At 73.6% G+C, this 19,950-nt stretch carries 23 protein-coding genes and 2 riboswitches; of the genes, 11 read left to right on the top strand and 12 right to left on the bottom strand.

The annotated features are described in order from the left end of the window. Positions 1-3 precede the first annotated feature (3 nt). Together RB608_RS17330 and RB608_RS17325 are read right to left on the bottom strand one after the other, a co-directional pair. On the bottom strand, positions 4-669 hold the full coding sequence (locus RB608_RS17330) for a precorrin-8X methylmutase (RefSeq protein ID WP_308089293.1): 666 nt from the start codon (positions 667-669) through the stop codon (positions 4-6). Further along, entirely contained in the window at positions 666-1,538 is an 873-nt protein-coding gene (locus RB608_RS17325) for a nitrite reductase (protein ID WP_308089292.1), read from the bottom strand. Before RB608_RS17325 ends, RB608_RS17330 begins: the two co-directional genes overlap by 4 nt. A 54-nt stretch (positions 1,539-1,592) precedes the next feature. Further along, positions 1,593-1,769: riboswitch (cobalamin riboswitch) on the bottom strand. 31 nt (positions 1,770-1,800) lie between these two features. Between RB608_RS17325 and RB608_RS17320 the strand changes: the two genes are divergently transcribed. From RB608_RS17320 to RB608_RS17310, 3 genes are read left to right on the top strand one after another with little or no spacing between them, the layout of a single operon-like run. After that, positions 1,801-2,931 (top strand): Nif3-like dinuclear metal center hexameric protein, encoded by a 1,131-nt coding sequence (locus RB608_RS17320; protein ID WP_308089291.1) that lies wholly within the window; start codon positions 1,801-1,803, stop codon positions 2,929-2,931. 10 nt (positions 2,932-2,941) lie between these two features. Next, on the top strand, positions 2,942-3,685 hold the full coding sequence (locus tag RB608_RS17315; protein WP_308089290.1) for a C4-type zinc ribbon domain-containing protein: 744 nt from the start codon (positions 2,942-2,944) through the stop codon (positions 3,683-3,685). After that, complete coding sequence (locus RB608_RS17310) at positions 3,682-4,857, top strand: bifunctional RNase H/acid phosphatase (RefSeq protein ID WP_308089289.1); 1,176 nt, start codon at positions 3,682-3,684, stop codon at positions 4,855-4,857. The genes RB608_RS17315 and RB608_RS17310 overlap by 4 nt, the downstream gene beginning before the upstream one ends. Positions 4,858-4,939: 82 nt before the next feature. Here the strand turns inward: RB608_RS17310 and yaaA are convergent, their stop codons facing one another. Continuing rightward, positions 4,940-5,719, bottom strand: a complete 780-nt coding sequence (gene yaaA, locus RB608_RS17305; RefSeq protein WP_308089288.1) for a peroxide stress protein YaaA — start codon at positions 5,717-5,719, stop codon at positions 4,940-4,942. 23 nt (positions 5,720-5,742) lie between these two features. Between yaaA and RB608_RS17300 the strand changes: the two genes are divergently transcribed. Together RB608_RS17300 and cobU are read left to right on the top strand one after the other, a co-directional pair. Next, positions 5,743-7,200: an RNB domain-containing ribonuclease gene (locus RB608_RS17300; protein ID WP_308089287.1), complete on the top strand. Its 1,458-nt coding sequence runs from the start codon at positions 5,743-5,745 to the stop codon at positions 7,198-7,200. A gap of 7 nt (positions 7,201-7,207) precedes the next feature. Next, entirely contained in the window at positions 7,208-7,729 is a 522-nt protein-coding gene (cobU, locus tag RB608_RS17295; protein ID WP_308089286.1) for a bifunctional adenosylcobinamide kinase/adenosylcobinamide-phosphate guanylyltransferase, read from the top strand. Positions 7,730-7,748: 19 nt separating this feature from the next. On the opposite strand, the gene RB608_RS17290 is transcribed toward cobU, so the two are convergent. Genes RB608_RS17290 through cobT form a run of 3 tightly spaced genes read right to left on the bottom strand, consistent with a single transcriptional unit; the run spans position 7,749 to position 10,436 of the window. Beyond that, positions 7,749-8,621 carry a DUF1707 domain-containing protein gene (locus tag RB608_RS17290; RefSeq protein WP_308089285.1) on the bottom strand — a complete coding sequence of 291 codons (873 nt, stop codon included), beginning with the start codon at positions 8,619-8,621 and terminating at the stop codon, positions 7,749-7,751. Beyond that, positions 8,614-9,381, bottom strand: coding sequence for an adenosylcobinamide-GDP ribazoletransferase (locus RB608_RS17285; RefSeq protein WP_308089284.1), 768 nt, complete (start codon positions 9,379-9,381; stop codon positions 8,614-8,616). The genes RB608_RS17290 and RB608_RS17285 overlap by 8 nt, the downstream gene beginning before the upstream one ends. Further along, positions 9,378-10,436 carry a nicotinate-nucleotide--dimethylbenzimidazole phosphoribosyltransferase gene (cobT, locus tag RB608_RS17280; protein ID WP_308089283.1) on the bottom strand — a complete coding sequence of 353 codons (1,059 nt, stop codon included), beginning with the start codon at positions 10,434-10,436 and terminating at the stop codon, positions 9,378-9,380. Before cobT ends, RB608_RS17285 begins: the two co-directional genes overlap by 4 nt. A 38-nt stretch (positions 10,437-10,474) precedes the next feature. On the opposite strand from cobT, the gene RB608_RS17275 reads away from it, so the two are divergent. Beyond that, positions 10,475-10,990 (top strand): 2'-5' RNA ligase family protein, encoded by a 516-nt coding sequence (locus RB608_RS17275; RefSeq protein WP_308089282.1) that lies wholly within the window; start codon positions 10,475-10,477, stop codon positions 10,988-10,990. A gap of 6 nt (positions 10,991-10,996) precedes the next feature. Here the strand turns inward: RB608_RS17275 and RB608_RS17270 are convergent, their stop codons facing one another. Then, positions 10,997-11,260, bottom strand: a complete 264-nt coding sequence (locus RB608_RS17270; protein WP_308089281.1) for a hypothetical protein — start codon at positions 11,258-11,260, stop codon at positions 10,997-10,999. 53 nt (positions 11,261-11,313) lie between these two features. Then, positions 11,314-11,628: a multidrug efflux SMR transporter gene (locus RB608_RS17265; RefSeq protein ID WP_308089280.1), complete on the bottom strand. Its 315-nt coding sequence runs from the start codon at positions 11,626-11,628 to the stop codon at positions 11,314-11,316. Between the two features lie 15 nt (positions 11,629-11,643). Beyond that, positions 11,644-11,708: riboswitch (guanidine-III (ykkC-III) riboswitch) on the bottom strand. Positions 11,709-11,905: 197 nt separating this feature from the next. Between RB608_RS17265 and RB608_RS17260 the strand changes: the two genes are divergently transcribed. After that, a complete protein-coding gene (locus tag RB608_RS17260) occupies positions 11,906-12,109 on the top strand; it encodes a cold-shock protein (RefSeq protein WP_139621200.1) in 204 nt (67 codons plus the stop codon). A gap of 133 nt (positions 12,110-12,242) precedes the next feature. On the opposite strand, the gene RB608_RS17255 is transcribed toward RB608_RS17260, so the two are convergent. The 3 genes from RB608_RS17255 to RB608_RS17245 form a co-directional block, all read right to left on the bottom strand. Continuing rightward, a complete protein-coding gene (locus RB608_RS17255; protein WP_308089279.1) occupies positions 12,243-13,808 on the bottom strand; it encodes a multicopper oxidase family protein in 1,566 nt (521 codons plus the stop codon). A 68-nt stretch (positions 13,809-13,876) separates the two neighbouring features. Continuing rightward, on the bottom strand, positions 13,877-14,788 hold the full coding sequence (locus RB608_RS17250; RefSeq protein ID WP_308089278.1) for a hypothetical protein: 912 nt from the start codon (positions 14,786-14,788) through the stop codon (positions 13,877-13,879). A gap of 112 nt (positions 14,789-14,900) precedes the next feature. Further along, a complete protein-coding gene (locus RB608_RS17245; RefSeq protein ID WP_308089277.1) occupies positions 14,901-15,521 on the bottom strand; it encodes a TetR/AcrR family transcriptional regulator in 621 nt (206 codons plus the stop codon). Positions 15,522-15,855: 334 nt separating this feature from the next. On the opposite strand from RB608_RS17245, the gene RB608_RS17240 reads away from it, so the two are divergent. The 3 genes from RB608_RS17240 to RB608_RS17230 are packed head-to-tail and all read left to right on the top strand — an operon-like array spanning position 15,856 to position 18,213. Then, positions 15,856-17,001 carry an acyl-CoA dehydrogenase family protein gene (locus tag RB608_RS17240; RefSeq protein ID WP_308089358.1) on the top strand — a complete coding sequence of 382 codons (1,146 nt, stop codon included), beginning with the start codon at positions 15,856-15,858 and terminating at the stop codon, positions 16,999-17,001. A gap of 16 nt (positions 17,002-17,017) precedes the next feature. Further along, positions 17,018-17,755, top strand: a complete 738-nt coding sequence (locus RB608_RS17235) for a 3-oxoacyl-ACP reductase family protein (protein WP_308089276.1) — start codon at positions 17,018-17,020, stop codon at positions 17,753-17,755. After that, entirely contained in the window at positions 17,752-18,213 is a 462-nt protein-coding gene (locus RB608_RS17230; RefSeq protein WP_308089275.1) for a MaoC family dehydratase, read from the top strand. Before RB608_RS17235 ends, RB608_RS17230 begins: the two co-directional genes overlap by 4 nt. 4 nt (positions 18,214-18,217) lie before the next feature. Here RB608_RS17230 and RB608_RS17225 read toward each other — a convergent pair whose 3' ends face one another. Next, a complete protein-coding gene (locus tag RB608_RS17225) occupies positions 18,218-19,240 on the bottom strand; it encodes a PASTA domain-containing protein (RefSeq protein WP_308089274.1) in 1,023 nt (340 codons plus the stop codon). A gap of 146 nt (positions 19,241-19,386) precedes the next feature. Between RB608_RS17225 and RB608_RS17220 the strand changes: the two genes are divergently transcribed. Beyond that, positions 19,387-19,911, top strand: a complete 525-nt coding sequence (locus tag RB608_RS17220; protein WP_308089273.1) for an ACT domain-containing protein — start codon at positions 19,387-19,389, stop codon at positions 19,909-19,911. Positions 19,912-19,950: the final 39 nt, after the last annotated feature.

Genomic DNA, 19,950 nt, shown 5'->3' with positions numbered 1-19,950 from the left:
AGGTCACTCCTCCTCCTGCGCGAGGGCGTTGACCGCCGAGGACGCCATCGCCGACCCACCGCGGCGGCCGCGCACGGTGACGAACGGGATGTCGATCCCGTGCTCGTCGGCGAAGGCGGCGAGTGCGTCCTTGGACTCCGCGGCGCCGATGAAGCCGACCGGGCAGCCGACGATCGCGGCGGGGCGCGGGCCGCCGGCCAGGATCAGCTCGAGCAGGTGGAAGAGCGCGGTGGGTGCGTTGCCGATCGCGACGACGGCGCCGTCGAGCAGCGGCTCCCACAACGACACCGCGGCTGCCGTTCGGGTGGTCGACCATGCGGCCGCCAGCGCCGGCACCCGCTCGTCGGTGAGGAAGCAGTGCACCGGGTTGCCCGCCGGGAGCCGGCCGGCGGTGATCCCCATCGCGACCATCCGGGCGTCGCACAGGATCGGCGCGCCGGCGTTCAGCGCCGCGCGGGCCGCGGGCACCAGCCGAGGGTGGATGACGAGGTCGCGGACCAGGTCGGTCTGTCCGCTGCCGTGGATCATCCGCACCGCGACCTTCTCGGCCTCGGCCGGGACCCCGGAGAGGTCCGACTCGCGGCGGATGGTCGCGAACGAGTCGACATAGATCGCCGGTCCGTCGGCGATGTAGTCGTAACGGCGCGGGGGAGCGGTGGGTTCGGTCATGCGCCTGCCTCCAGGGGTCCGGGCTCGGGGACGATCACGCCGTGCCAGGGCGTCACGATCACGGTCGGTGCGGTCCAGGCCGCGATGGTCGGGCTGTCCAGCCCGTCGTCGGGTACGGCGACATGGCGGCCTCCCGCGACCGGGCCGAAGGGAAGCGGCCCGGTCACGACGCCGCTGTCCGGTGCGGGCGGCACCGCGGCGGCGAGCGGGTGGGCGAGGGGCCGGGCGAGCTCGGGGACGTGCCAGGCCGCATCCGGACCGGTGCCCCGCACGGCGAGGAACGCCCGGGCGAGGGCGGCGAGCGCGCCCGGCGCGTCACGGAGGGTGACCACCTCGCCCCATCCCTCGCCGACCCGCAGCTGGGCGGTCGCGGCGTCGAGCGCGACCAGGCCGAGGTCGAGGTGCTTGTCGGCGAGGTCACCGCGGCCGTCGTCGAGGGTGAACAGGAACCGGCCCGGAAGGCCGGCGAGCGCGTCGTCGGCCAGCAGCAGGGCGTCGAGGGCGGCGAGCACGGGCCGCAGGTCGGCCCGGCCGCCGGCGAGACCGGTCTGCGGCGAGACGAGGACGTTGCGGACCCGGTCGTGGGCCCGGGAGGGCAGCAGCCCGGTGGCCTCCATCGCGGCCAGCGCCGGCGCCGCGAGCAGGCCGTCCGGCGCCAGCGGCAGCGCGCGGACCTGGAGGTTGGCGCGGCCGGTGACCCGGACCCGCCCGTCGCCGTACTCCTCGGCGACCGCGGCCAGTGCCCGCAGCGCGGTGAGCGGCACCCGTCCGCCCGGTACCCGGATCCGGGCCAGCCCGCCGTCGTCGGCCGGCCACGGGTGCACCACGCCGGGGCACCGGTCGGGGCGGCTGCGCGCGGTCTGCGCCATCGCTGGTCCTTGGAGGCCGGGGCTCCTCGCGATCGCCCCACATCGACCTCGCGACGGGTGGCCGCAAGGGCCAGCAGGTCTTCGGACTCGGGATCACCCGGTTCGGAGCGTCTTCCCAGACCCCTGGAGGTCCAGTGACATCAATGCTCCGGCCGTCACCCACACCGCTGCGCGTCAGTCCCGGACTCGCACCGGGTTCCCTTCGCTGGCACCGGCACCATAGCAAGAGGAGGTCGCCGACCCGATCGGTAGCCTGGCCGTCATGCCTTCCCTCAAGGATCTCGTCGACCTGGTCCACGGCTGGTACCCGCCCGCGACCGCCGACAGCTGGGACGCCGTCGGACTCGTGTACGGCGACCCGGAGCAGCCCGTCAAGAAGGTCCTCCTGGCCGTCGACCCCACGCCCGACGTGGCGGCGGAGGCCGCGGACTGGAAGGCCGACCTGCTGCTTGTCCACCACCCGCTGTTCCTCAAGGGTGTCCACGGCGTCGCGGCCACGACGCCCAAGGGCCGGACCCTGCACACACTGGCGAAGGCCGACTGCGCGCTCCTCACCGCCCACACCAACGCCGACCAGGCCGTCGGCGGCGTGTCCGAGGCGTTCGCCGTCGCGCTGGGGCTCAAGGACCTCATCCCCATCGTCCCGGCGCCGACGGGGCCGACGGGGCCGCTCGACAAGCTCACCGTCTTCGTCCCCGCCGACGCCGCCGCCCCCGTGCGCGCCGCCGTCGCCGAGGCCGGCGCGGGCCAGATCGGCGACTACGACTTCGCGTCCTTCACCAGCGCACCGGGCGAGGGCCGGTTCCGGCCGCTCGACGGCGCCAGTCCGATGATCGGCACCGTGGGCGAGCTGGAGACCGTCGACGAGGTCCGGGTCGAGGTGGTCCTGCCGCGCGGGCGCCGGGCGGCCGTGGTCCGCGCCATGCTGGTGGCCCATCCCTACGAGGAGCCGGCGTACGACGTCGTGGAGCTCGCCGACCCGCAGCTCGCCGAGGTGGGGACCGGCCGGATCGGCACCGTCGAGCCGACCACCCTGGCTGGGTTCGCGGAGGTGGTCGCCGCGGCGTTGCCGCCGACCCAGCACGGTGTGCGGGTGGCGGGCGACCCCGACCGCCCGGTGCGCCGGGTCGCGGTGTGCGGGGGCGCCGGCGACTTCCTGCTCGACCGGCTGGCCGGCTCCGACGCCGACGTCTACGTCACCAGCGACCTGCGCCACCATCCGGCCGCGGAGTTCCTCGAGAAGGACGGTCCGGCGCTCGTCGACGTCGCCCACTGGGCGGCCGAGTGGACCTGGCTGCCGGTGGTCGATCAACTGCTGCGCGCGGCCCTCGGCGACACGGTCGAGACCCGGGTGAGTGCGATCTCGACCGATCCTTGGACAATGCGCCTGTGAGGATGCCCCTGTGAACGCCGACCCCGCCGCCCAGCTCCGCCTGCTCGACCTGCAGGCCCTCGATGCACAGGTCGACCAGCTGCGCCACCAGCGCGGCAACCCGGCCGAGGCCGCGGAGATCAAGGATCTGCTCGGCAAGCGGGTCGACGTCGACGGCCGGCTGCGCGACCAGCGCATCGTCGTCGACGACCTCGCCGCCGCCCAGGCCAAGGCCGACACCGACGTCGAGCAGGTCAAGGCCCGTCGCACCCGGGACCGGGAGCGGATGGACTCCGGCGCCGTCGCCGACCCCAAGGCCCTCGAGCGGATGCAGCACGAGCTCGAGTCGCTGGAGCGCCGGATCACCACCTTGGAGGACGAGGAGCTCGAGGTGATGGAGCAGCTCGAGGAGGCGCAGTCGGCGCTGACCGAGCTGACCGCTGCGGTCGAGGACCTCGACAGCCGCCTCGGCGTCCTCACGACCGCCCGCGACGAGAAGCTCGCCGCTCTGGACGCCGAGATCGGCGCCGTCTCCGGCGGGCGGGCCGCGATCGTCGCCGAGATCCCCGCGGACCTGGTCGCCCTCTACGAGAAGCTCCGCGCCAGCAAGGGCGGCATCGGCGTGGGCACGTTGCGGGCCCGCCAGTGCAGCGGCTGCCAGCTCAGCCTCGACGCCGGCGAGCTCGCCGCCATCCGGGCCACGCCGGCCGAGACCGTGCTCCGTCACGAGGAGTGCCAGCGGATCCTGGTCCGCACCCCCGAGAGCGGCCTGTGACCGGACGACCGGGCCCCGTCGAGCGGGTCGTCGTCGAGGCCGACGGTGGGTCCCGCGGCAACCCCGGGCCGGCGGCGTACGGCGCCGTGCTGCGTGACGCGGCCAGCGGGAAGGTGCTGGCCGAGGACGCCCGCACCCTGGGCATCGCGACCAACAACGTCGCGGAGTACGCCGGCCTCGTCGCCGGCCTGGCCCTCGCGGCCGAGTACGCGCCCGGTGCGCAGGTCGAGGTGCGGATGGACTCCAAGCTCGTCGTCGAGCAGATGTCGGGCCGCTGGAAGATCAAGCACCCCGACATGCAGGCCCTCGCGGCCGAGGCCCGTGCCCTGGCCGCCGCGGGTACGACGTACACCTGGATGCCGCGCGCCCGCAACGCCCACGCCGACCGGCTGGCCAACGAGGCCCTCGACGGCACCCGGTCCGGGGTGAGCGTGCCGGGCGACGGCATCCCCGACGAGCCCGAGTCCGCGGCCGAGGAGGCATCCTCGCCGGCGACCGGCCCCGGCCGGCCGACCACGATCGTGCTCGTCCGTCACGGCGTCACCCCGCACACCACCGGCCGCCGGTTCTCCGGCGGGCTCGGCGGCGACAACCCGGCGCTGTCGGAGGAGGGTCGTGCCCAGGCCGCCGAGGTGGCGCACTGGCTCACCGAGCTGAAGGAGAGCGTCGACGTCGTCGTGGCCTCGCCGGTCCGGCGTACCCGCGAGACGGCCGACATCGTCGCCGCCGCGCTGGGGCTGGCCGTCGAGGAGGAGCCGGCCTTCGCCGAGATGGAGTTCGGCGAGTGGGACGGGCTCAGCTTCGCCGAGGTCGCCGAGCGTGACCAGGAGCGGATGGAGGCGTGGTTCGCCGACATGACGGCGGCGCCCCCGGGCGGGGAGTCGTTCGTGACCGTGCAGGAGCGGGTGCTGGCCGGCCTGGCCCGGCTGCTGGAGGCCCACGCCGGCCGGACCGTCGTGCTGGTCAGCCACGTGACGCCGATCAAGACCCTCGTCGCGCACGCGCTCGACGCCCCGCTGGAGACGCTGTTCCGGATGGAGCTCGCCCCCGCCGCGGTCTCGGTGCTGGCGTTCTACGCGGACCCGCGCACCGGCGAGCAGAAGGGCTCGATGCGGTTCTTCAACGCGCTCGCCCCGGGCCGGCGCACCCTGCGCGACACGGGGCGCTGGTAGGTCACGACGCCGTCGTCGTACCGGACGAAATGGTTGTGGATCAGGCGATCTCACGACCATTTCGTCCGGTACGACGCGTGACCTACAGCTCGCTGACGATCACGTCGAGCTGGGTCCCGGACTTCCCGGCGGCACCGACCTCGACCGTCCAGCCCAGCCGCTCCAAGGCGGTGGCGAGGGCGGCCGGCGTGCGCGGGTCCGCTCCGTCCTCCAGCAGCGCCCGGACGATGCGCCCCTTGGTCGCCTTGTTGAAGTGGCTGACCACCTTGCGGGCGCCGTCGTGCTCGTGCAGGACCCGCACCGTCGCCACCCGCGCGGCCAGGTCGGGGGCGGGCTTCCAGAAGTTGGCGTACATCCCCGAGCGCAGGTCGACCAGCAGCCCGCGGCCGAGCGCCTCGGTCATCACGGCCGGCAGCGCGTCGCGCCACACGGCGGCGACCGGGCCGAGCCGGGGGAGGGACGCGTCGCCGGAGAGCCGGTACGACGGGATCCGGTCGCCCAGGCGGACCATGCCGAACAGGCTGGACGCGACCGCCACCCGGGCGGTGGCCCGGCGCTTGGCACCGGCCGAGAGCGTCGCGACGTCGAGGGCGTCGTACAGCACGCCGGTGTAGATCCGGTCCGCCCGCGCGGTCGGCGCGCCCGGCAGGCCGGCGTTGCGCTCGACGAGGTCGGCCTGGCCGGCCGACAGACCGAGGACCTCGGCGGCCTTGGCCGGGTCCTCGCGGCAGAGCGCGACCAGGGCGTCCAGCACCTCGCGGCGCGACTCGGTGAGCGCGGGCGAGGACAGGGAGGCGAGGTCGAGCGCCCGGCCACGCCGCGGAACGGCCTTGCCCTCGCTCGGCGGCAACAGGATCAGCACGGGCCAACGATAAAGTCACGGGCATGCCGAGCAATCTCGTGGTCCGGGTCAAGACGAGCTCCCCCGAGATCCAGGAGGGCTTGGCGGCCATCGCTGCCGAGCTCGACCTGCCCGGCGGGTTCCCGGCCGAGGTCACCGCCGCCGCGGAGCGGGCCGCCGCCGAGGTCGTCCTCCCCGATCTGGACCGCACGGACCTGCCCTTCCTCACCATCGACCCCGAGGGCTCGATGGACCTCGACCAGGCACTGCACCTGGCGCGGGACGGCGCCGGCTTCGTCGTCCACTACGCGATCGCTGACGTCGCCGCGTTCGTCCGGCCGGGTGACCCGGTCGACGTCGAGGCCAACGAGCGCGGCGAGACGCTGTACGGCGCCGGCACCCGGATCCCGCTGCACCCGCCCGTCCTGTCCGAGAACGCCGCCTCGCTGCTGCCCGACCAGGTCCGCCCGGCGCTGCTGTGGACCATCCGGCTCGACGCGGAGGGCACGACCACCGACGTCCGGGTCGAGCGGGCCCGGGTGCGCTCGACCGCGCGGTGGTCCTATGTCGACGCGCAGCGGGCACTCGACGACGGCGCCGCCGGGCCCGGGATCGAGATCCTCGAGCTGCTCCGCGAGATCGGCCGGCTCCGCGAGCGGCAGGAGGTCGCCCGCGGCGGCATCTCGCTGCCCCTGCCGGAGCAGGAGGTCGACGAGACCGACGGCGGCCTCCGGCTGGTGTTCCGCGAACAGCTGCCCGTCGAGCTGTGGAACGCGCAGATCTCCCTGCTGACCGGGATGGCGGCGGCGTCGCTGATGGTCGGAGCCCGGGTCGGCATGCTGCGCACGCTGCCGCCGGCCGACCCGCGCGACGTCGCGCGGCTGCGCCGCGTGGCCAAGGGCCTGCGGATCTCCTGGCCGCCCGACCTGGACTACCCCGAGTTCGTCCGCTCCCTCGACCCGGAGGTCTCGCGGCACCAGGCGATGGTCGTCGCGTGCACCCGCCTGCTGCGCGGCAGCGGGTACGCCGCCTTCGACGGCGAGCTGCCCGAGCAGACCCGTCACTCCGCCATCGCCGCCGAGTACGCCCACGTCACCGCGCCCCTGCGCCGCCTCGGCGACAGGTACGCCGGCGAGGTCTGCCTCGCCATCTGCGCCGGCACACCCGTCCCCGAGTGGGTGGTCGCGGCGCTGCCCGGGCTGCCGAAGATCCTGCAGGACTCCGCCCGCCGCGCCGGCTCCTACGAGCGGGCCGTCCTCGACCTGATCGAGGCCGCGGTGCTCGCCGACCGGGTCGGGAAGGAGTTCGACGGCGTCATCACCAGCGTGCGCGACGACGAGCGGGCCACCGGCGTGGTCGTCCTCGCCGACGTCGGCGTCGAGGCTCCGGTCGCCTCCGCCCCGGCACCCGAGGGCAGGCCGCTCCCGCTCGGCGACGAGCTCACCGTCACCCTCGTCACCGCCGACCTCGCGACCCGCAAGGTCGCCTTCACGCTCCCGTGAGCCGGCGGTGAAGGTCCTGGTCACCGGCGGCGTCCGCTCCGGGAAGTCCCGCCACGCCGAGTCCCTGCTCGCCGACGCGCCCGGCGTCACCTACATCGCCGCCGGACCGGCGTACGACGACGCCGACTGGGCCGCGCGGATCGCGGCTCATCGCGCGCGTCGGCCCGCCGGCTGGTCGACCGCCGAGACGCGGGACGTCGCCGGGGTGCTGGCCGCGGCCGACGGGGCCGTCCTGGTCGACTGCCTCGGCACCTGGCTCACCGGCGTGATCGACGACGCCGGCCTGTGGGAGGCGCCGGTCGAGGAGGTCGAGGGCCGCGTGCTCGGGCACCTCGACGCGCTGCTCGCCGCGCTGACGGCGACCGGGGTGGCCGTGGTGCTGGTGACGAACGAGGTCGGCCTCGGCGTCGTACCCGAGCACCGCTCGGCGCGCCTCTTCCGTGACCTGCTCGGCACGATCAACCAGCGCGTCGCCGCGGCCTGCGACGAGGTGCACCTGGTGGTCGCGGGGCGGGTCCTGCGCCTCTGAGCCCGCGCGTGCACCCGGGTCAGGAGCGGACGAACGGACGGCGCTCCAGGATCCGGCCGGACAGGTCGGTCGTCATCGTCCCGACCTCGCTGTACTGGTTGCTGATGTGGAACTCGACGACTCCGCCGTACTCGGGGTCGTAGCCGAAGGAGATGCCCGGGGCGTCGGGCTCCTCGACGTTCGAGGAGCGCCGGGCCCGGGCGATGTTGGCCACCGCGGCGGCCAGGTCGACCTTGCGCAGGTCGATGACCTGCTGGCGGTCGCTGGTGACGGTCTGCGGGTCGAAGTTGGTGGTCCAGCGCTCGTCAGGGCTCCAGCTCCACCACTGCAGGCGCCGCTTGCGGATCGGGAGGACCGCCGCGTCGGCGCTGGCCTGGGTGCGGTCGGTGACCGACACGTCGTAGGCCTTCCAGGTGCCGAGCGTCGCGTGGTACTCCGTGAAGAGCACCTCCAGACCCGCGACGGTGTAGAGGTCGACGTCCGGCAGGGGCGTCGGCGTCGGGGCCGGCGTCGGGGTGGGCGTGGGTGTCGGGGTGGTCCGGGGTGCGGCGGAGCTGCTCGCGGGCGCGGGCCGCGGCGTCGTGACCGGGGGGTCGTCCCCGCGGTTGAGGACGGCGAACCCGGCGCCCGCGGCGACCAGCCCGACCGCGCCGAGGAGCACGCCGCGGCGGCCGGGCAGGGGTCCGGGGAGCCGCGGCGGCTCGCGGAGGTCCTGGACCAGCGCGGCCAGCTCGGCCAGCGTCGTCACCCGGACCGCCATGTCAGTGCGCTCCAGCTGGTCGTCGTGGCTGATCTCGCCCCGGGCCCGGGCCTCGGTGAGCGCCCGGACCACGGAGAGCCGCTCGGCGTCGCGGGGCGCGCGGTCGGGGAGCGCGGTCGGGTCCTCAGACACCAGCCAGTCCGATCAGGAGCACGGCCAGCGCCAGCTCGATGCCCGCCCCGAACACGTCGCCGGTGACCCCGCCGAGGCGGCGGACCGCGTGCGCGGTGAGCACGGTGACGACCACCGCCGCGACGGCCACGGTGACGGGACCGCGCACCGGGTCGACCAGCAGGGCCAGTGCGGCCAGGCCGGCCCAGCCCAGCACCGCGACCAGGACCGGCACCCGGCGGGTGAAGGTCACGCCCAGTCCGTCCTCGCGGGCAGGGGGAGCGAGGGTGCAGGCGGTGATCCACAGCGCCGCGCGGGAGGCGCAGACGGCGATGCCGGCGATGACGGCGGTACGCGTCTCCCCGCCGAGGCCGACGAACCAGGTCAGGCCCGCGGCCTGCGCCCCGAGCACGAGGACGACGGCGGCGACACCCGCCGGGCCCGCCGTACCGCTCTTCATGACGGCCAGCGACCGCTCCCGGTCGTAGGACGCGGTGAGCCCGTCGGCGACGTCGGACAGGCCGTCGAGGTGCAGTGCGCGACTGCCGGCCGCGAGGGCGGCGAGGGCGACGAACGCGACCGCGAGAGCGGGCAGGTCGAGCCGGCCGCCGGCCCAGACCACGCCGCCCACGAGGACGCCGAGGGGGAGGACGGCGAGCGGGGCGAGCAGGAGCGCGCCGGTGGCGACGCCGGGCGTGACCCGCAGGACCGCGGGGACGCGCAGCGCGGTCAGCATTCCGATCGACAGCCGCAGGCTGCGACCGACGACGGCGACGCTCACTGGCCGGGCGCCGGGGGCATCAGGTCCGCGAGCAGCGCGACGTCGCGCAGCAGCGCCACGGCCGAGCGGAGCACCGGGACCGCCGCCACCGCGCCCGAGCCCTCGCCCAGGCGCAGCCCGAGGTCGAGAACCGGCTCCAGCCCGAGCTTCTCCAGCGCCAGCGCCTGGGCCGGCTCGGTCGAGCGGTGGCCGGCGGCGAACCAGGCGGACGCGCCGGGCGCGATCCGGTCGGCGTACAGCGCGCAGGCGACGGACATCAGCCCGTCGAGGAGGACGGGTACGCCGCTCTCGGCCGCCTGGACGAGATAGCCGACGGTCGCCACCAGGTCGGCACTGCTCAACGCCGTCAGCGCGTCGAGCGGATCGCCGGTGTGGAGGTCGGCCCGGCCGCCCGCCCGGTCCAGCGCCTGCTGGACGAGGGCCTGCTTGCGCAGGAGCGCGTCGTCGTCGACGCCGGTGCCGCGACCGGTGACGTCCGCCGCCGGCAGACCCAGCGCCGCGGCCACCATCGCGGCCGCCGGCGTGGTGTTGCCGATGCCCATGTCGCCCGACAGCAGCAGCTGTGCGCCCGCCGCGATCTCCTCGCGCGCGACGGTGCGGCCCGCCTCGTAGGCCCGTGCGGTCTCCTCGGCCGTGAGGGCGTCCTCGAGGTGGATGGCGCCGCTGCCGCGCCGTACCTTGTGCGTCTGAACCTCCGCGGGGACCCCGGCCAGGTCGTCGTCGACCCCGATGTCGAGCACCCGCACGTGGACGCCGTGGGCGGCGGCGAGCGCCGAGACACCCGCCTTGCCGAGCACGAAGGTGCGCACCATCGCCGGCGTGATCGCCGGGGGATAGGCGGAGACGCCGTGCAGCGCGACGCCGTGGTCGCCGGCGAAGATCACCAGCCGCACGTCGTCCAGCGGCCGGGGTGGCACGGCGCCCTGGGTGGACGCGATCCAGACCCCGAGGTCGCCGAGCCGGCCCAGCGCGCCGGCCGGGGTCGCCAGCCCGGCAAGGCGCTCGGCGGCAGCCGAGCGGACGTCGGGATCGGGCGGTGGTACGGCGGCGCTCATGCACCGCAACCTATCCTTCTCGCGCCTATCCTCGGGGCGTGGCCCACACCGTCCTCGTCGTCCCGGTGCCGGCGCTCGAGGGCTACGTCCGCGGCCGCTGGGAGCACTACGACCCGGCCTGGGTCTCCCCGGACCCGGCCTTCACCCACGCCCACATCACCGCGCTGGCGCCCTTCCTGCCCTCGCCGTCGGAGGCCGACCTGGCCCGGGTCGCGGCGATCGCCCGCGCCCGGCCGGCCTTCGACTTCGTGCTCGACGACGTCACGGCGTTCCCGGACGGGATCGTGCACGCCGTGCCCACGCCCGCCGGGCCCTTCGCCGAGCTCACCGCGCGGCTGTGGCGGGAGTTCCCGGCCTGCCCGCCCTACGCGGGGGAGTTCGCCGACGTCGTCCCCCACCTGACGCTGGACCGGATCGGCCCCGCGGTGTCGACCGTCTCGGTGACGGCCGACCTCGCGGGACTGCTGCCGGCGCGCGCCCGCGCCGAGCGCCTCGAGCTGCACCGGTACGCCGAGGGCGACTGCCGGGTCCTCGAGAGCTGGCCGCTCGGCTGACGTGGGTCAGCGGTGCGGGCCGGCGATCCGGTCTCGCAGCCAGGTCGTCGTGGTCGCCGGCAGGCCCTTGAGCTTGGGCCGCTCGGACAGCGGCGCCACGAGCAGGGCCGTCCCCTCGGGCAGCGCCCACTTCAGCTCGTGGTAGACCCGGGACAGGCTCTCCGTGCTCTCGACCAGGCTCAGCTCGTCGGTGAGCCGGCGCAGCTCCGTCCACGGGCCCCGCACGTCCTCGGGCACGGCGGCGGCGGACCAGGCGAGGAAGACGGGCATGTCAGGGGTGGTACCCCGCGACCCGCCCGGCGAACCCGCCCAGCGAACGGGCGTCAGTGCGCCAGCTTGAGCCCGATCACGCAGCCGATCAGGCCGAGCAGCAGCAGGATCCGCAGCACGCTCGCCGGCTCGTCGCCGCTCACCATGGCGACCACCACGGTGAGCGCCGCGCCGATCCCGACCCAGACGGCGTACGCGGTCCCGACCGGCAGGGTGCGCATCGCGTACCCCAGGCCGACCATGCTCGCCACCAGCGCGACCAGGAACACCACCGAGGGGCCGATCCTGCTGAATCCCTCGGACCGGGACAGGGCCGTCGCCCACACCGCCTCGAGCACTCCGGAGACCGTCAGCACCAACCACGCCATGACCACCACACCTCTCGTGGCCGTCTTGTCGCGCTCCGGGTACGGCTCCATCGTCCGGCAGCCGAGAAAATTGGCTGTGCGCCAATCCTACGCGAGCGGGCAGGCGCTGCTAGGCTCGCCTCGTTGAAGAGTGCCCCGCAAGGGGCCTCCTGCGTCCGACATGGGGCGCAGAACATCTTGTCGCTCTTGGTCTTCGGTTCAGCTGGGCATCAGGCAAGGGATGTCTTCAGCACCAAGCCCGACACGTCGTCGGGTGACGAACACCAAGGAGAAAATCATGGCTCAGGGCACCGTCAAGTGGTTCAACAGCGAGAAGGGCTTCGGCTTCATCGCCCCGGCCGACGGCACCCCGGACGTCTTCGTCCACTTCTCTGCCATCCAGGGCAACGGCTACAAGTCCCTCGACGAGAACCAGCAGGTCGAGTTCGACGTCACCCAGGGCCCGAAGGGCCCGCAGGCGGAGAACGTCCGCGCCGTCTGACGTATCCCGTCTGACGCTTCAGAGGGCCCCCGGCACCGGTTGGTGTCGGGGGCCTTCGTCGTACCCGGCATTCCGGTTCGTCCGGGATGAGAGGGGCGACCGAAATGCCGGGTACGACGCGAGAGTGGTGCGGTCAGCGGATCTCGTAGTTGGCCATCATCCCCATGTCCTCGTGCTCGAGGTTGTGGCAGTGCAGCAGGTACCTGCCGCGGTACGAGTCGAACCGGGTGATGATCCGGCGCCGGTCGTTGACGCCGAGGCTGACGACGTCCTTCCAGGCGAGGGGACCGTCGTCGTCGAGGACCTGGAAGTGGCAGTTGTGCACGTGGACGGGGTGCTGCTGGTCGGTGGTGAACTCCCAGATCTCGATGTCGCCCTGCCGGGGATCGGCCGCGACCCGGTCCGGGTCGAACAGGTGGTGGCTGATCTGGAAGGTCGGCCCGTTCGCGGTCGGCACCTTGCTGAAGAAGAACGAGCGGGTGCGTACAGCGTCCGCCGGGTCGAGACGCTCGATCTCGGTGAGCCGCGCGGGCGCCCGCCAGGCCGGCCGGTCGTCGGGGCCGGTGATCCGGAACTCGACGAGGTCGGTGGTGCCGGTGCCGCCGGAGAGGTTCTGCAGGCGCACCGTCGCGCCGACCGGGTAGCCGGACAGGTCGACGACCACGTCGGCACGCTCGGCGGGCGCCAGGACGAAGCTGCGGACGAGCATCGGGCGGCTCATCAGGCCGCCGTCGGTGCCGATCATCGTGAACGGCTCCCCGTCGGCGGGCAGCCGGTCGACGCCGATCCGGTAGTGGCGGGCGTTGCTCGCGATCGCGATCCGTAGCCGGTAGCTGCCCTGGCGGACCTCGTGGAAGGGCGCGTGCACCCCGTTGACGAGCACGGTGTCGCCGAGGACGCCGTTGGCGAACTCCGTGCGGACGCCGGGCGTCGTCGCCAGCTCGGGATCCAGGGACGGGTAGATCAGCTGCCCGTCGGGCCCGAAGGAGCGGTCGCAGACGAGCAGCGGGATCTCGTGGTCGCCGTCGGGCAGGCCGAGCGCCTCCTCCTCGTCGTCGCGGTGGAGGTGCAGCCCGACCAGACCCTGCCACACCTGCGGGCCGCTGAAGTCCATCCGGTGGTCGTGGTACCAGAGCAGGCCGGCCCGCTGGTCGAGCGGGTACACGTACTCGAACTCTCCGTGGTGCACCCGGCCGCCGGGGTGGAGGTGGTGACTGCCGCCGCCGTGCGGGGTGCCGGCCGGGAGGATGTAGTCGAGCGGGTAGCCGTCGGACTCCTGCGGGGTGTGCCCGCCGTGCAGATGCCGCACGGTCGGCACCGGCAGCTCGTTGCGCAGCCGCACCCGCATCGACCGGCCGCGGCGGCTCTCGAACAGCGGACCGGGGAAGCCGCCGTCGTACCCCCACACCGGAGTGTCGACGTCGTCGAGGATCCGCACCGTGCCGGGGCGGGCAGTGACCTCGTAGACGTCCTCGGTCGCGGTGACGGCGATCGGCCGCGCGGGGGCGGGGACGGGCAGCGGGCGGACGTACGGCGTGGGCCGGGTCCGCTGGCTCCGCAGGACCGGCCCGAGCTGTCCGGGCTCGCTCCCGGTCTCGTAGACGACCGGCCCGCCCCGCGGCGACGGGGTGGACCGCCGACCCGGGCCGGGCCGGTCGTCACAGCCGGTCAGAACGAGGAGCGGGGACGCCGCGGTCATGCCGCCGACTGTCCGGAGCAGCCGGCGGCGGGTCCATCCGGTGGCGGGACCGGACAGGTGCTCGCCGGTCAGCTGACCGTCACCTCGTGCGCCATGCCGACGGTGTAGTGCCAGATCGGTCCGGTCGCGCCCATCTTGGGCTGGGCGTCCGGTCCCGCGCCGTCCATCACCGGGATGTGGCACAGCACGATATAGCGACCCGTGGCCAGGTCGACGTTGGTGAAGGCCGTCTCGCCCGGCGCGGTCATGGTGGCCGCGACGATGTCGGCGGCCTGCATCATCGCCTCGTCGTCGAGCTGGAGCAGGTCGTCCATGGTCCCGGTGTAGGAGTCCTTGACCTTCATGACCAGGGCCTCGTGGAAGTCCTGGCCCTCGTTCGTCAGCTGGAAGCTGGTCCGCCCGGCGGGGAGCGCGACGGGCAGGCCCATGTACGCCATCTCGGGAGTGCCGTCGGCGCCGGCCGCCGGCGTCTCGTGGGCCATGAAGTCGACCGGCGCGTAGGCGCACAGGGCGCGTCCCGCCGCGGCCGGGGCGAGCATGGCCCCGAGGAGGCTCTCGTCCTCGAGCAGCTTCTTGTTGCCCGTCTGCACCACCTCGTCGATGGTCGCGGCGACCTTGGTCGCGGCCGCCTGCTCGTCGCCGGACAGCCCGGACGCGAGGCCCTCGTAGACATCGCCGACCTGGGTCAGCTGCTCGTCGCTCGGTCCGTCGTCGCCCGAGCCGCCGAGGTCGAGCAGCGCCGTGGCCGCGTCGAGCAGCCCGTCGCAGGCCGCCTGCTGCGCGGCGGTGAGGGTCGGCTCCGCGGTCGCGGTCGACCGGTCCTCGGCCGCCGGCTCGTCGTCGGAGGAGTCGCACGCGGTGAGGCCGGCGGAGAGGACGGCGGCCGTGGTCAGTGCGAGCAGGGCACGGGACAGCGGGCTGCGACGTGGGGTCGCTCGTCCGTCGCGAGGACGGCGCTGCGCAGGCGTGGTGTCGGTCATGGGGGTGAGCCTCGACGGCCCGGTGACCCGGTCGTCAGGTTCGCTGGTCACGACTTTCCGGGACGCCGGACCGCCGCGGATGCGCTCGGCGGATCCCGGGGCCGGCCACGGCTCAGCCGGCGACGCCGACCGCCCGCAGCGCGAGCCGGCCGTGGTGGCGCCCGATCTGCTCCGGTGTCCACTTCCCGGTGGAGCGGTACCACCGCGCCACGTCGATGCCGAGGGAGGTCAGGCTCATCGCGGTCATCTCGACGTCGGCGACCTGGAACGAGCCCTCGTCGACGCCGTTGCGGATCAGCTCCCCGAAGCGTCCCTGGATGGCCCGGCGCAGCACCGTCACCTCGGCGAGATGCTCCTCGCTGAGCGCGTCGAGCTCGTACTGGACCACCCGTGCCTGCAGGTGGAACTCCGCATGCCACTGCCCGAAGCACGCCGCCGCGGCCCGCAGCCGGTCGGTCGTGGTCGTGTGGCGGCGGACCTCCGTCTCCAGCAGGGCCTGGACCGAGCGGTGACCGTCGATGGAGAGCTCGAAGAGCAGCTCCTCCTTGGTCGCGTAGTGCGCGTACATGACGGCCGGACTCATCTCGGCGGCCAGCGCGATGTCGCGGGTGCTGGTGCCGTGGAACCCCCGGTCGGCGAACGACCGGACCGCGGCGGCGAGGAGGACCGAGCGGGTCTGCTCTCCCCGGGCGTTGCCGCGGCGGCGGCGCGGGGGCGCCGGGCTCTGCGACATGTGCGCCTCCTGGATCGTCCGCCGGCGCGCGGTCGGCCCGACCGGCCCGACTGTAGTCGGCGCGGTGGCGCGGCCCAGGCAGCAGCGCCGGGTGTTGTGACGGGCGGCACAGGCGGTCGTCCTTGACGCCGGGTGCGGGGAGGCGGTCCAATCGTGGCCAGAATCTAAGCAGTCGCTTAGAAAAGGGCATGGAGGACCGCGCCCGCGCCTCCGACCGAAGGGGATCCGTCATGGCAGAACTCGAAGGAATCGTCGTGCTCGGTGGTGCCCGCACCCCGATCGGGAGCTTCGGCGGCGGCCAGGCGCCGGCCGCGCTCTTCCGGAGGATCTGATGCTGAAGCGCACCCTCTTCGAGACCGAGCACGAGGACTTTCGCGCGTCGGTCCGCGAGTTCCTGGCCCGCGAGGCCTGGCCCCACGTCGACCGGTTCATCGACCAGCGCCAGCTGCCGCGGGAGTACTGGCTCGCGGCGGGGCGGCAGGGATTCCTGGGGCTGGAGATCCCCGAGGAGTACGGCGGCTCGTTCGCCGAGGACTACCGGTTCAACGCCGTCCTCAACGAGGAGTTCGCCCACGTCAACATGGCGCTGGCCTCCTCGAGCGGGATCCACTTCGACGTCGTCATGCCCTACCTGGTCGAGCTCACCACGCAGGAGCAGCGCCGCCGCTGGCTGCCCGGGTGCGCGTCCGGCGAGATCGTCACCGCGATCGGGATGACCGAGCCGTCGGGCGGCTCGGACCTGGCCGCGCTGCGCACCAGCGCCGAGCGGGTCCCGGGCGGCTGGCTGCTCAACGGCGCCAAGACCTTCATCACCAACGGCTACAACGCCGACCTGGTGATCGTCGCGGCCCGCACCAGCCCCGGCACCCGCAGCAGGGGGATCAGCCTGCTGGTGGTGGAGCAGGGCATGGAGGGCTTCAGCCGGGGGCGCAAGCTCGACAAGGTCGGCCAGCCGGAGGCGGACACCGCCGAGCTGTTCTTCGAGAACGTCCACGTCCCCGACGAGAACGTCATCGGCACGGTCGACGGCGGCTTCGGGCACATGATGTCGTGGCTGCCGCAGGAGCGGATCGGGTCCGCGGTCACCAATGTCGCCCACGCCCGCCAGATCCTGACCGAGACCATCGCGTACGCGCAGGAGCGCCAGGCCTTCGGTGCCTCGATCGGCAGCTTCCAGCACAACAAGTTCCTGCTGGCCGACCTGGTCACCCGGATCGACGTGACCCAGGCGTTCGTCGACCAGTGCGTCCTCGCCCACACCCACGGCGAGCTCAGCAGCGTCGACGCCGCCAAGGCGAAGTGGTGGTCGGCCGAGGTCCAGAACCAGGTCCTCGACCACTGCGTCCAGCTGTACGGCGGCTACGGCTACATGAACGAGCAGCGGGTCGCGCGGGCCTGGCGCGACGCCCGCGTCACGAAGATCTGGGCCGGCTCGAACGAGATCATGAAGGAACTCATCGGCCGCGAGCTCGGGTTCTGACCGAAGGAGAGACGACATGAGCACCATCAGCTTCGACTTCACCGGCCGCACCGCGATCGTCACCGGCGGGGCGCGGGGGATCGGCCTCGAGATCGGCCGGGCTCTGCGGGCCAGCGGCGCGGCCGTCTATCTCGCCGACGTCGACGAGGCCGCCGTCACCGCGGCGGCGGGCGAGATCGGCGCCGCGGGCGTGCGCGCCGACGTGAGCGACACCGCGGACGTCGAGCGCGCCGTCGCTACCGCGGTCGAGGAGACGGGCCGGCTCGACATCGTGGTCAACAACGCGGGCCTGCTCCGCGACGGCGTGCTGTGGAAGACCTCCGACGCCGACTGGGACCTGGTCCAGCAGGTGCACCTGGGTGGTGCGTTCCGGCTCACCCGCGCCGCGGTGCCCCACTTCCGGGCGCAGGGGGGTGGGCGGGTCATCAACGTCACCTCCTACTCCGGTCTGCGCGGCAACGTGGGCCAGGCGAGCTACGCCGCGGCCAAGGCCGGGATCATCGGGTTCACCAAGACCGCGGCCAAGGAGCTGGGCCGGTTCGGGGTCACCGTCAACGCCATCTCGCCCAACGCCGAGACCCGGATGATCGCCTCCATCCCGGCCGACAAGCTGGCCGAGCTCGCCGCCGCCATCCCGCTGGGCCGGTTCGGTGCCCCGCAGGAGATGTGCGCCGCGGTGAGCTTCCTGGCCTCCGACGAGGCCGGGTACATCACCGGTGTGGTCCTCCCCGTCGACGGCGGGATGTCGATGTGAGCGCGCCGGTCGCGACCAGCTGCGCGGGGCTCGCCGACCTGGTCGGCGTACCGTTGGCGCATTCGGACTGGGTCGAGGTCGACCAGGCCAGGATCGACGCGTTCGCGCACGCGACGCTCGACGACCAGTGGATCCACGTCGACGCCGAGCGGGCCGCGTCCGGCCCCTTCGGTACGACGATCGCGCACGGCTACCTCACCCTCTCCCTGGTGTCGCGGTTCCTCTTCGAGGCCTTCGCGGTCGACGACGCCGAGTCGGCCGTCAACTACGGCCTCGACCGGGTCCGCTTCATCGCCCCGGTGCCCTCCGGCTCCCGCATCCGGGGGCAGGTGACCGTGGCCGAGGCCGACGCACGCGGGGGCGGCTACCAGGTGAAGAGCAGTGTCGTCGTCGAGTGCGACCGGACCGAGGGGCCGGTCGCCGTGGCGGAGGTGCTGACCCGGTTCGTGGTGCGCTGAGCCGTCAGTCGCAGCCGATGCCGTTGCCGTCGCGGTCGAGATCGTACGGGTCGCTTCCGGTGACCTTCACCGTCCCGTTGACGTAGCGCGGTCCGTCGCCTGATCCGCCCGCGCAGTCGTAGTCGCTGGCCGGTGCGAGGCAGGGGGAATAGCCGCTGGTGCAGTTGGGCTGGGCCAGGGGCGCGATCTGTACGTCCGCGATCACGATCCTGACTGTCGCGCCGGGCCGCTTGCCCACGTCCGGGCCTGGGGTCTGGCTCAGCACGACCCCGTCGGCACCCGATCTGGTCACCCTGGTCGTGACCTCAACGACGAACCCGGCCTTCTGGAGCTGCTTGACTGCCTGCTCCTCGCGGAGTCCGTTGACGTCGGGCACCACAGGCAAGGGGATCGCAAGGACCACACCGACAGCTGTGCCGGGGGCAGCCTCTGTTCCGGCAGGCACACTCTGCCGCAGGACGGTGTCGGCAGCGCGACGCGACGGTTTGGTCGCGATCTCGCCGAGAACCAGACCGGCCTGCTCCAGAGCCGCGCGTACCTCGTCCTGGCTGCGTCCCGTGAGGTCGGGGATCAGCGCGAGGGCCGGCGGCTCGCTGGTCGGAGCCGAAGCAGACTCCTGGTCGGCGGGCTCGCTGTCTGGAGACGGCCGTTCAGTGATCGTCTCGCTGGGGGAGGCCGACGCGGCTGGCGGATCGTCGGTCGTCGCCGGCCGCTGGTCGGGGAGCGCCAGCGCGAGGAGGAGGAAGGCGGCGGTGGCACCGGTCAGGATCCACCGCAGGCTGGTCGGCAAGCCTGGGCGCTTCCAGAGGCCGACCAGGCCGATCGGGAAGCAGAGCAGCAGGCCGGGGACGATCACCCACCAGGACTGCCACCGGGGGAGAGCGGACGGTTGTACCGCCGACGCCCGGGCCACGGGGAGGACCGCATGCGTCGGGGCCGTGTGCGCGGTCCAGCGTTGTCCGTCCCAGTACCGGAGGAGGCCGGTCGTGTTCTGGTCGGGATACCAACCGGGTGGCAACGTCGGCATCTGCTCCTACTCACGTCTGCGTTGGTGCCGTATCTGAGGTCGGGGCCACGGTAGATCGACCGAACCGAGCCTGTGATCGAAACAGGAGAAGTCCGTGCGCCGCCGCGTCCGGCGACTCGCGGCGGCGCGTCTCGTAGTCTGCGCTCATGGCGACCTTCACGCTGACCTGCATCGCAGACGACCGCCCCGGGCTCGTGTCGGATCTGTCGGCGCCCATCCACGCCCACGGTGCGAGCTGGGACCGCAGCCAGATGGCGCGCCTGGGCGGCAAGTTCGCCGGGATCCTGCTGCTGGACGTCCCCGACGCCAAGGCCGACGCCCTCGTCGCCGCGCTGACCGCGCTGAAGGACATCGGTCTCCTCGTGACGCTCGAGCGGACCGACGCACCCGCGGAGGCACCGGCGCTGCGCATCAACCTGGAGCTGCTGGGGGCGGACCGCGCGGGTATCGTCGCCGAGATCTCCGCCGCTCTCGCCGGCAGGGGGGTGAGCATCGAGGAGCTGGTCACCGACGTCCGCGAGGCGCCGATGGCCGGCGGGAGGCTGTTCGAGGCGAAGGCCGTCCTCGGAGCCCCCGCCACCACCAGCGCGGACGACCTGCGTTCGATGCTCGAGGCGCTCGCCGACGAGCTGATGGTGGAGATCAGCCTCTCGGACGCCGACCCGGCCTAGGCCGGCCGGGCGGGCCGGCGAAAAATGCCCGAAGCCCTG

It is taken from the genome of Nocardioides sp. LHD-245, from assembly GCF_030929495.1.
Lineage (GTDB): Bacteria > Actinomycetota > Actinomycetes > Propionibacteriales > Nocardioidaceae > Nocardioides.
This window is presented reverse-complemented; position numbering and strand designations above follow the sequence as displayed.

Bases quoted from the DNA above. Each gene is read 5' to 3' on its own strand.
- RB608_RS17220 (WP_308089273.1), top strand. From the start codon at position 19,387: ATGGCGACCTTCACGCTGACCTGCATCGCAGACGACCGCCCCGGGCTC.
- RB608_RS17325 (WP_308089292.1), bottom strand. From the start codon at position 1,538: ATGGCGCAGACCGCGCGCAGCCGCCCCGACCGGTGCCCCGGCGTGGTG.
- RB608_RS17235 (WP_308089276.1), top strand. From the start codon at position 17,018: ATGAGCACCATCAGCTTCGACTTCACCGGCCGCACCGCGATCGTCACC.
- RB608_RS17270 (WP_308089281.1), bottom strand. From the start codon at position 11,260: ATGCCCGTCTTCCTCGCCTGGTCCGCCGCCGCCGTGCCCGAGGACGTG.
- RB608_RS17320 (WP_308089291.1), top strand. From the start codon at position 1,801: ATGCCTTCCCTCAAGGATCTCGTCGACCTGGTCCACGGCTGGTACCCG.
- RB608_RS17250 (WP_308089278.1), bottom strand. From the start codon at position 14,788: ATGACCGACACCACGCCTGCGCAGCGCCGTCCTCGCGACGGACGAGCG.
- RB608_RS17330 (WP_308089293.1), bottom strand. From the start codon at position 669: ATGACCGAACCCACCGCTCCCCCGCGCCGTTACGACTACATCGCCGAC.
- RB608_RS17255 (WP_308089279.1), bottom strand. From the start codon at position 13,808: ATGACCGCGGCGTCCCCGCTCCTCGTTCTGACCGGCTGTGACGACCGG.
- RB608_RS17300 (WP_308089287.1), top strand. From the start codon at position 5,743: ATGCCGAGCAATCTCGTGGTCCGGGTCAAGACGAGCTCCCCCGAGATC.
- RB608_RS17225 (WP_308089274.1), bottom strand. From the start codon at position 19,240: ATGCCGACGTTGCCACCCGGTTGGTATCCCGACCAGAACACGACCGGC.
- RB608_RS17260 (WP_139621200.1), top strand. From the start codon at position 11,906: ATGGCTCAGGGCACCGTCAAGTGGTTCAACAGCGAGAAGGGCTTCGGC.
- RB608_RS17245 (WP_308089277.1), bottom strand. From the start codon at position 15,521: ATGTCGCAGAGCCCGGCGCCCCCGCGCCGCCGCCGCGGCAACGCCCGG.
- RB608_RS17265 (WP_308089280.1), bottom strand. From the start codon at position 11,628: ATGGCGTGGTTGGTGCTGACGGTCTCCGGAGTGCTCGAGGCGGTGTGG.
- cobT (WP_308089283.1), bottom strand. From the start codon at position 10,436: ATGAGCGCCGCCGTACCACCGCCCGATCCCGACGTCCGCTCGGCTGCC.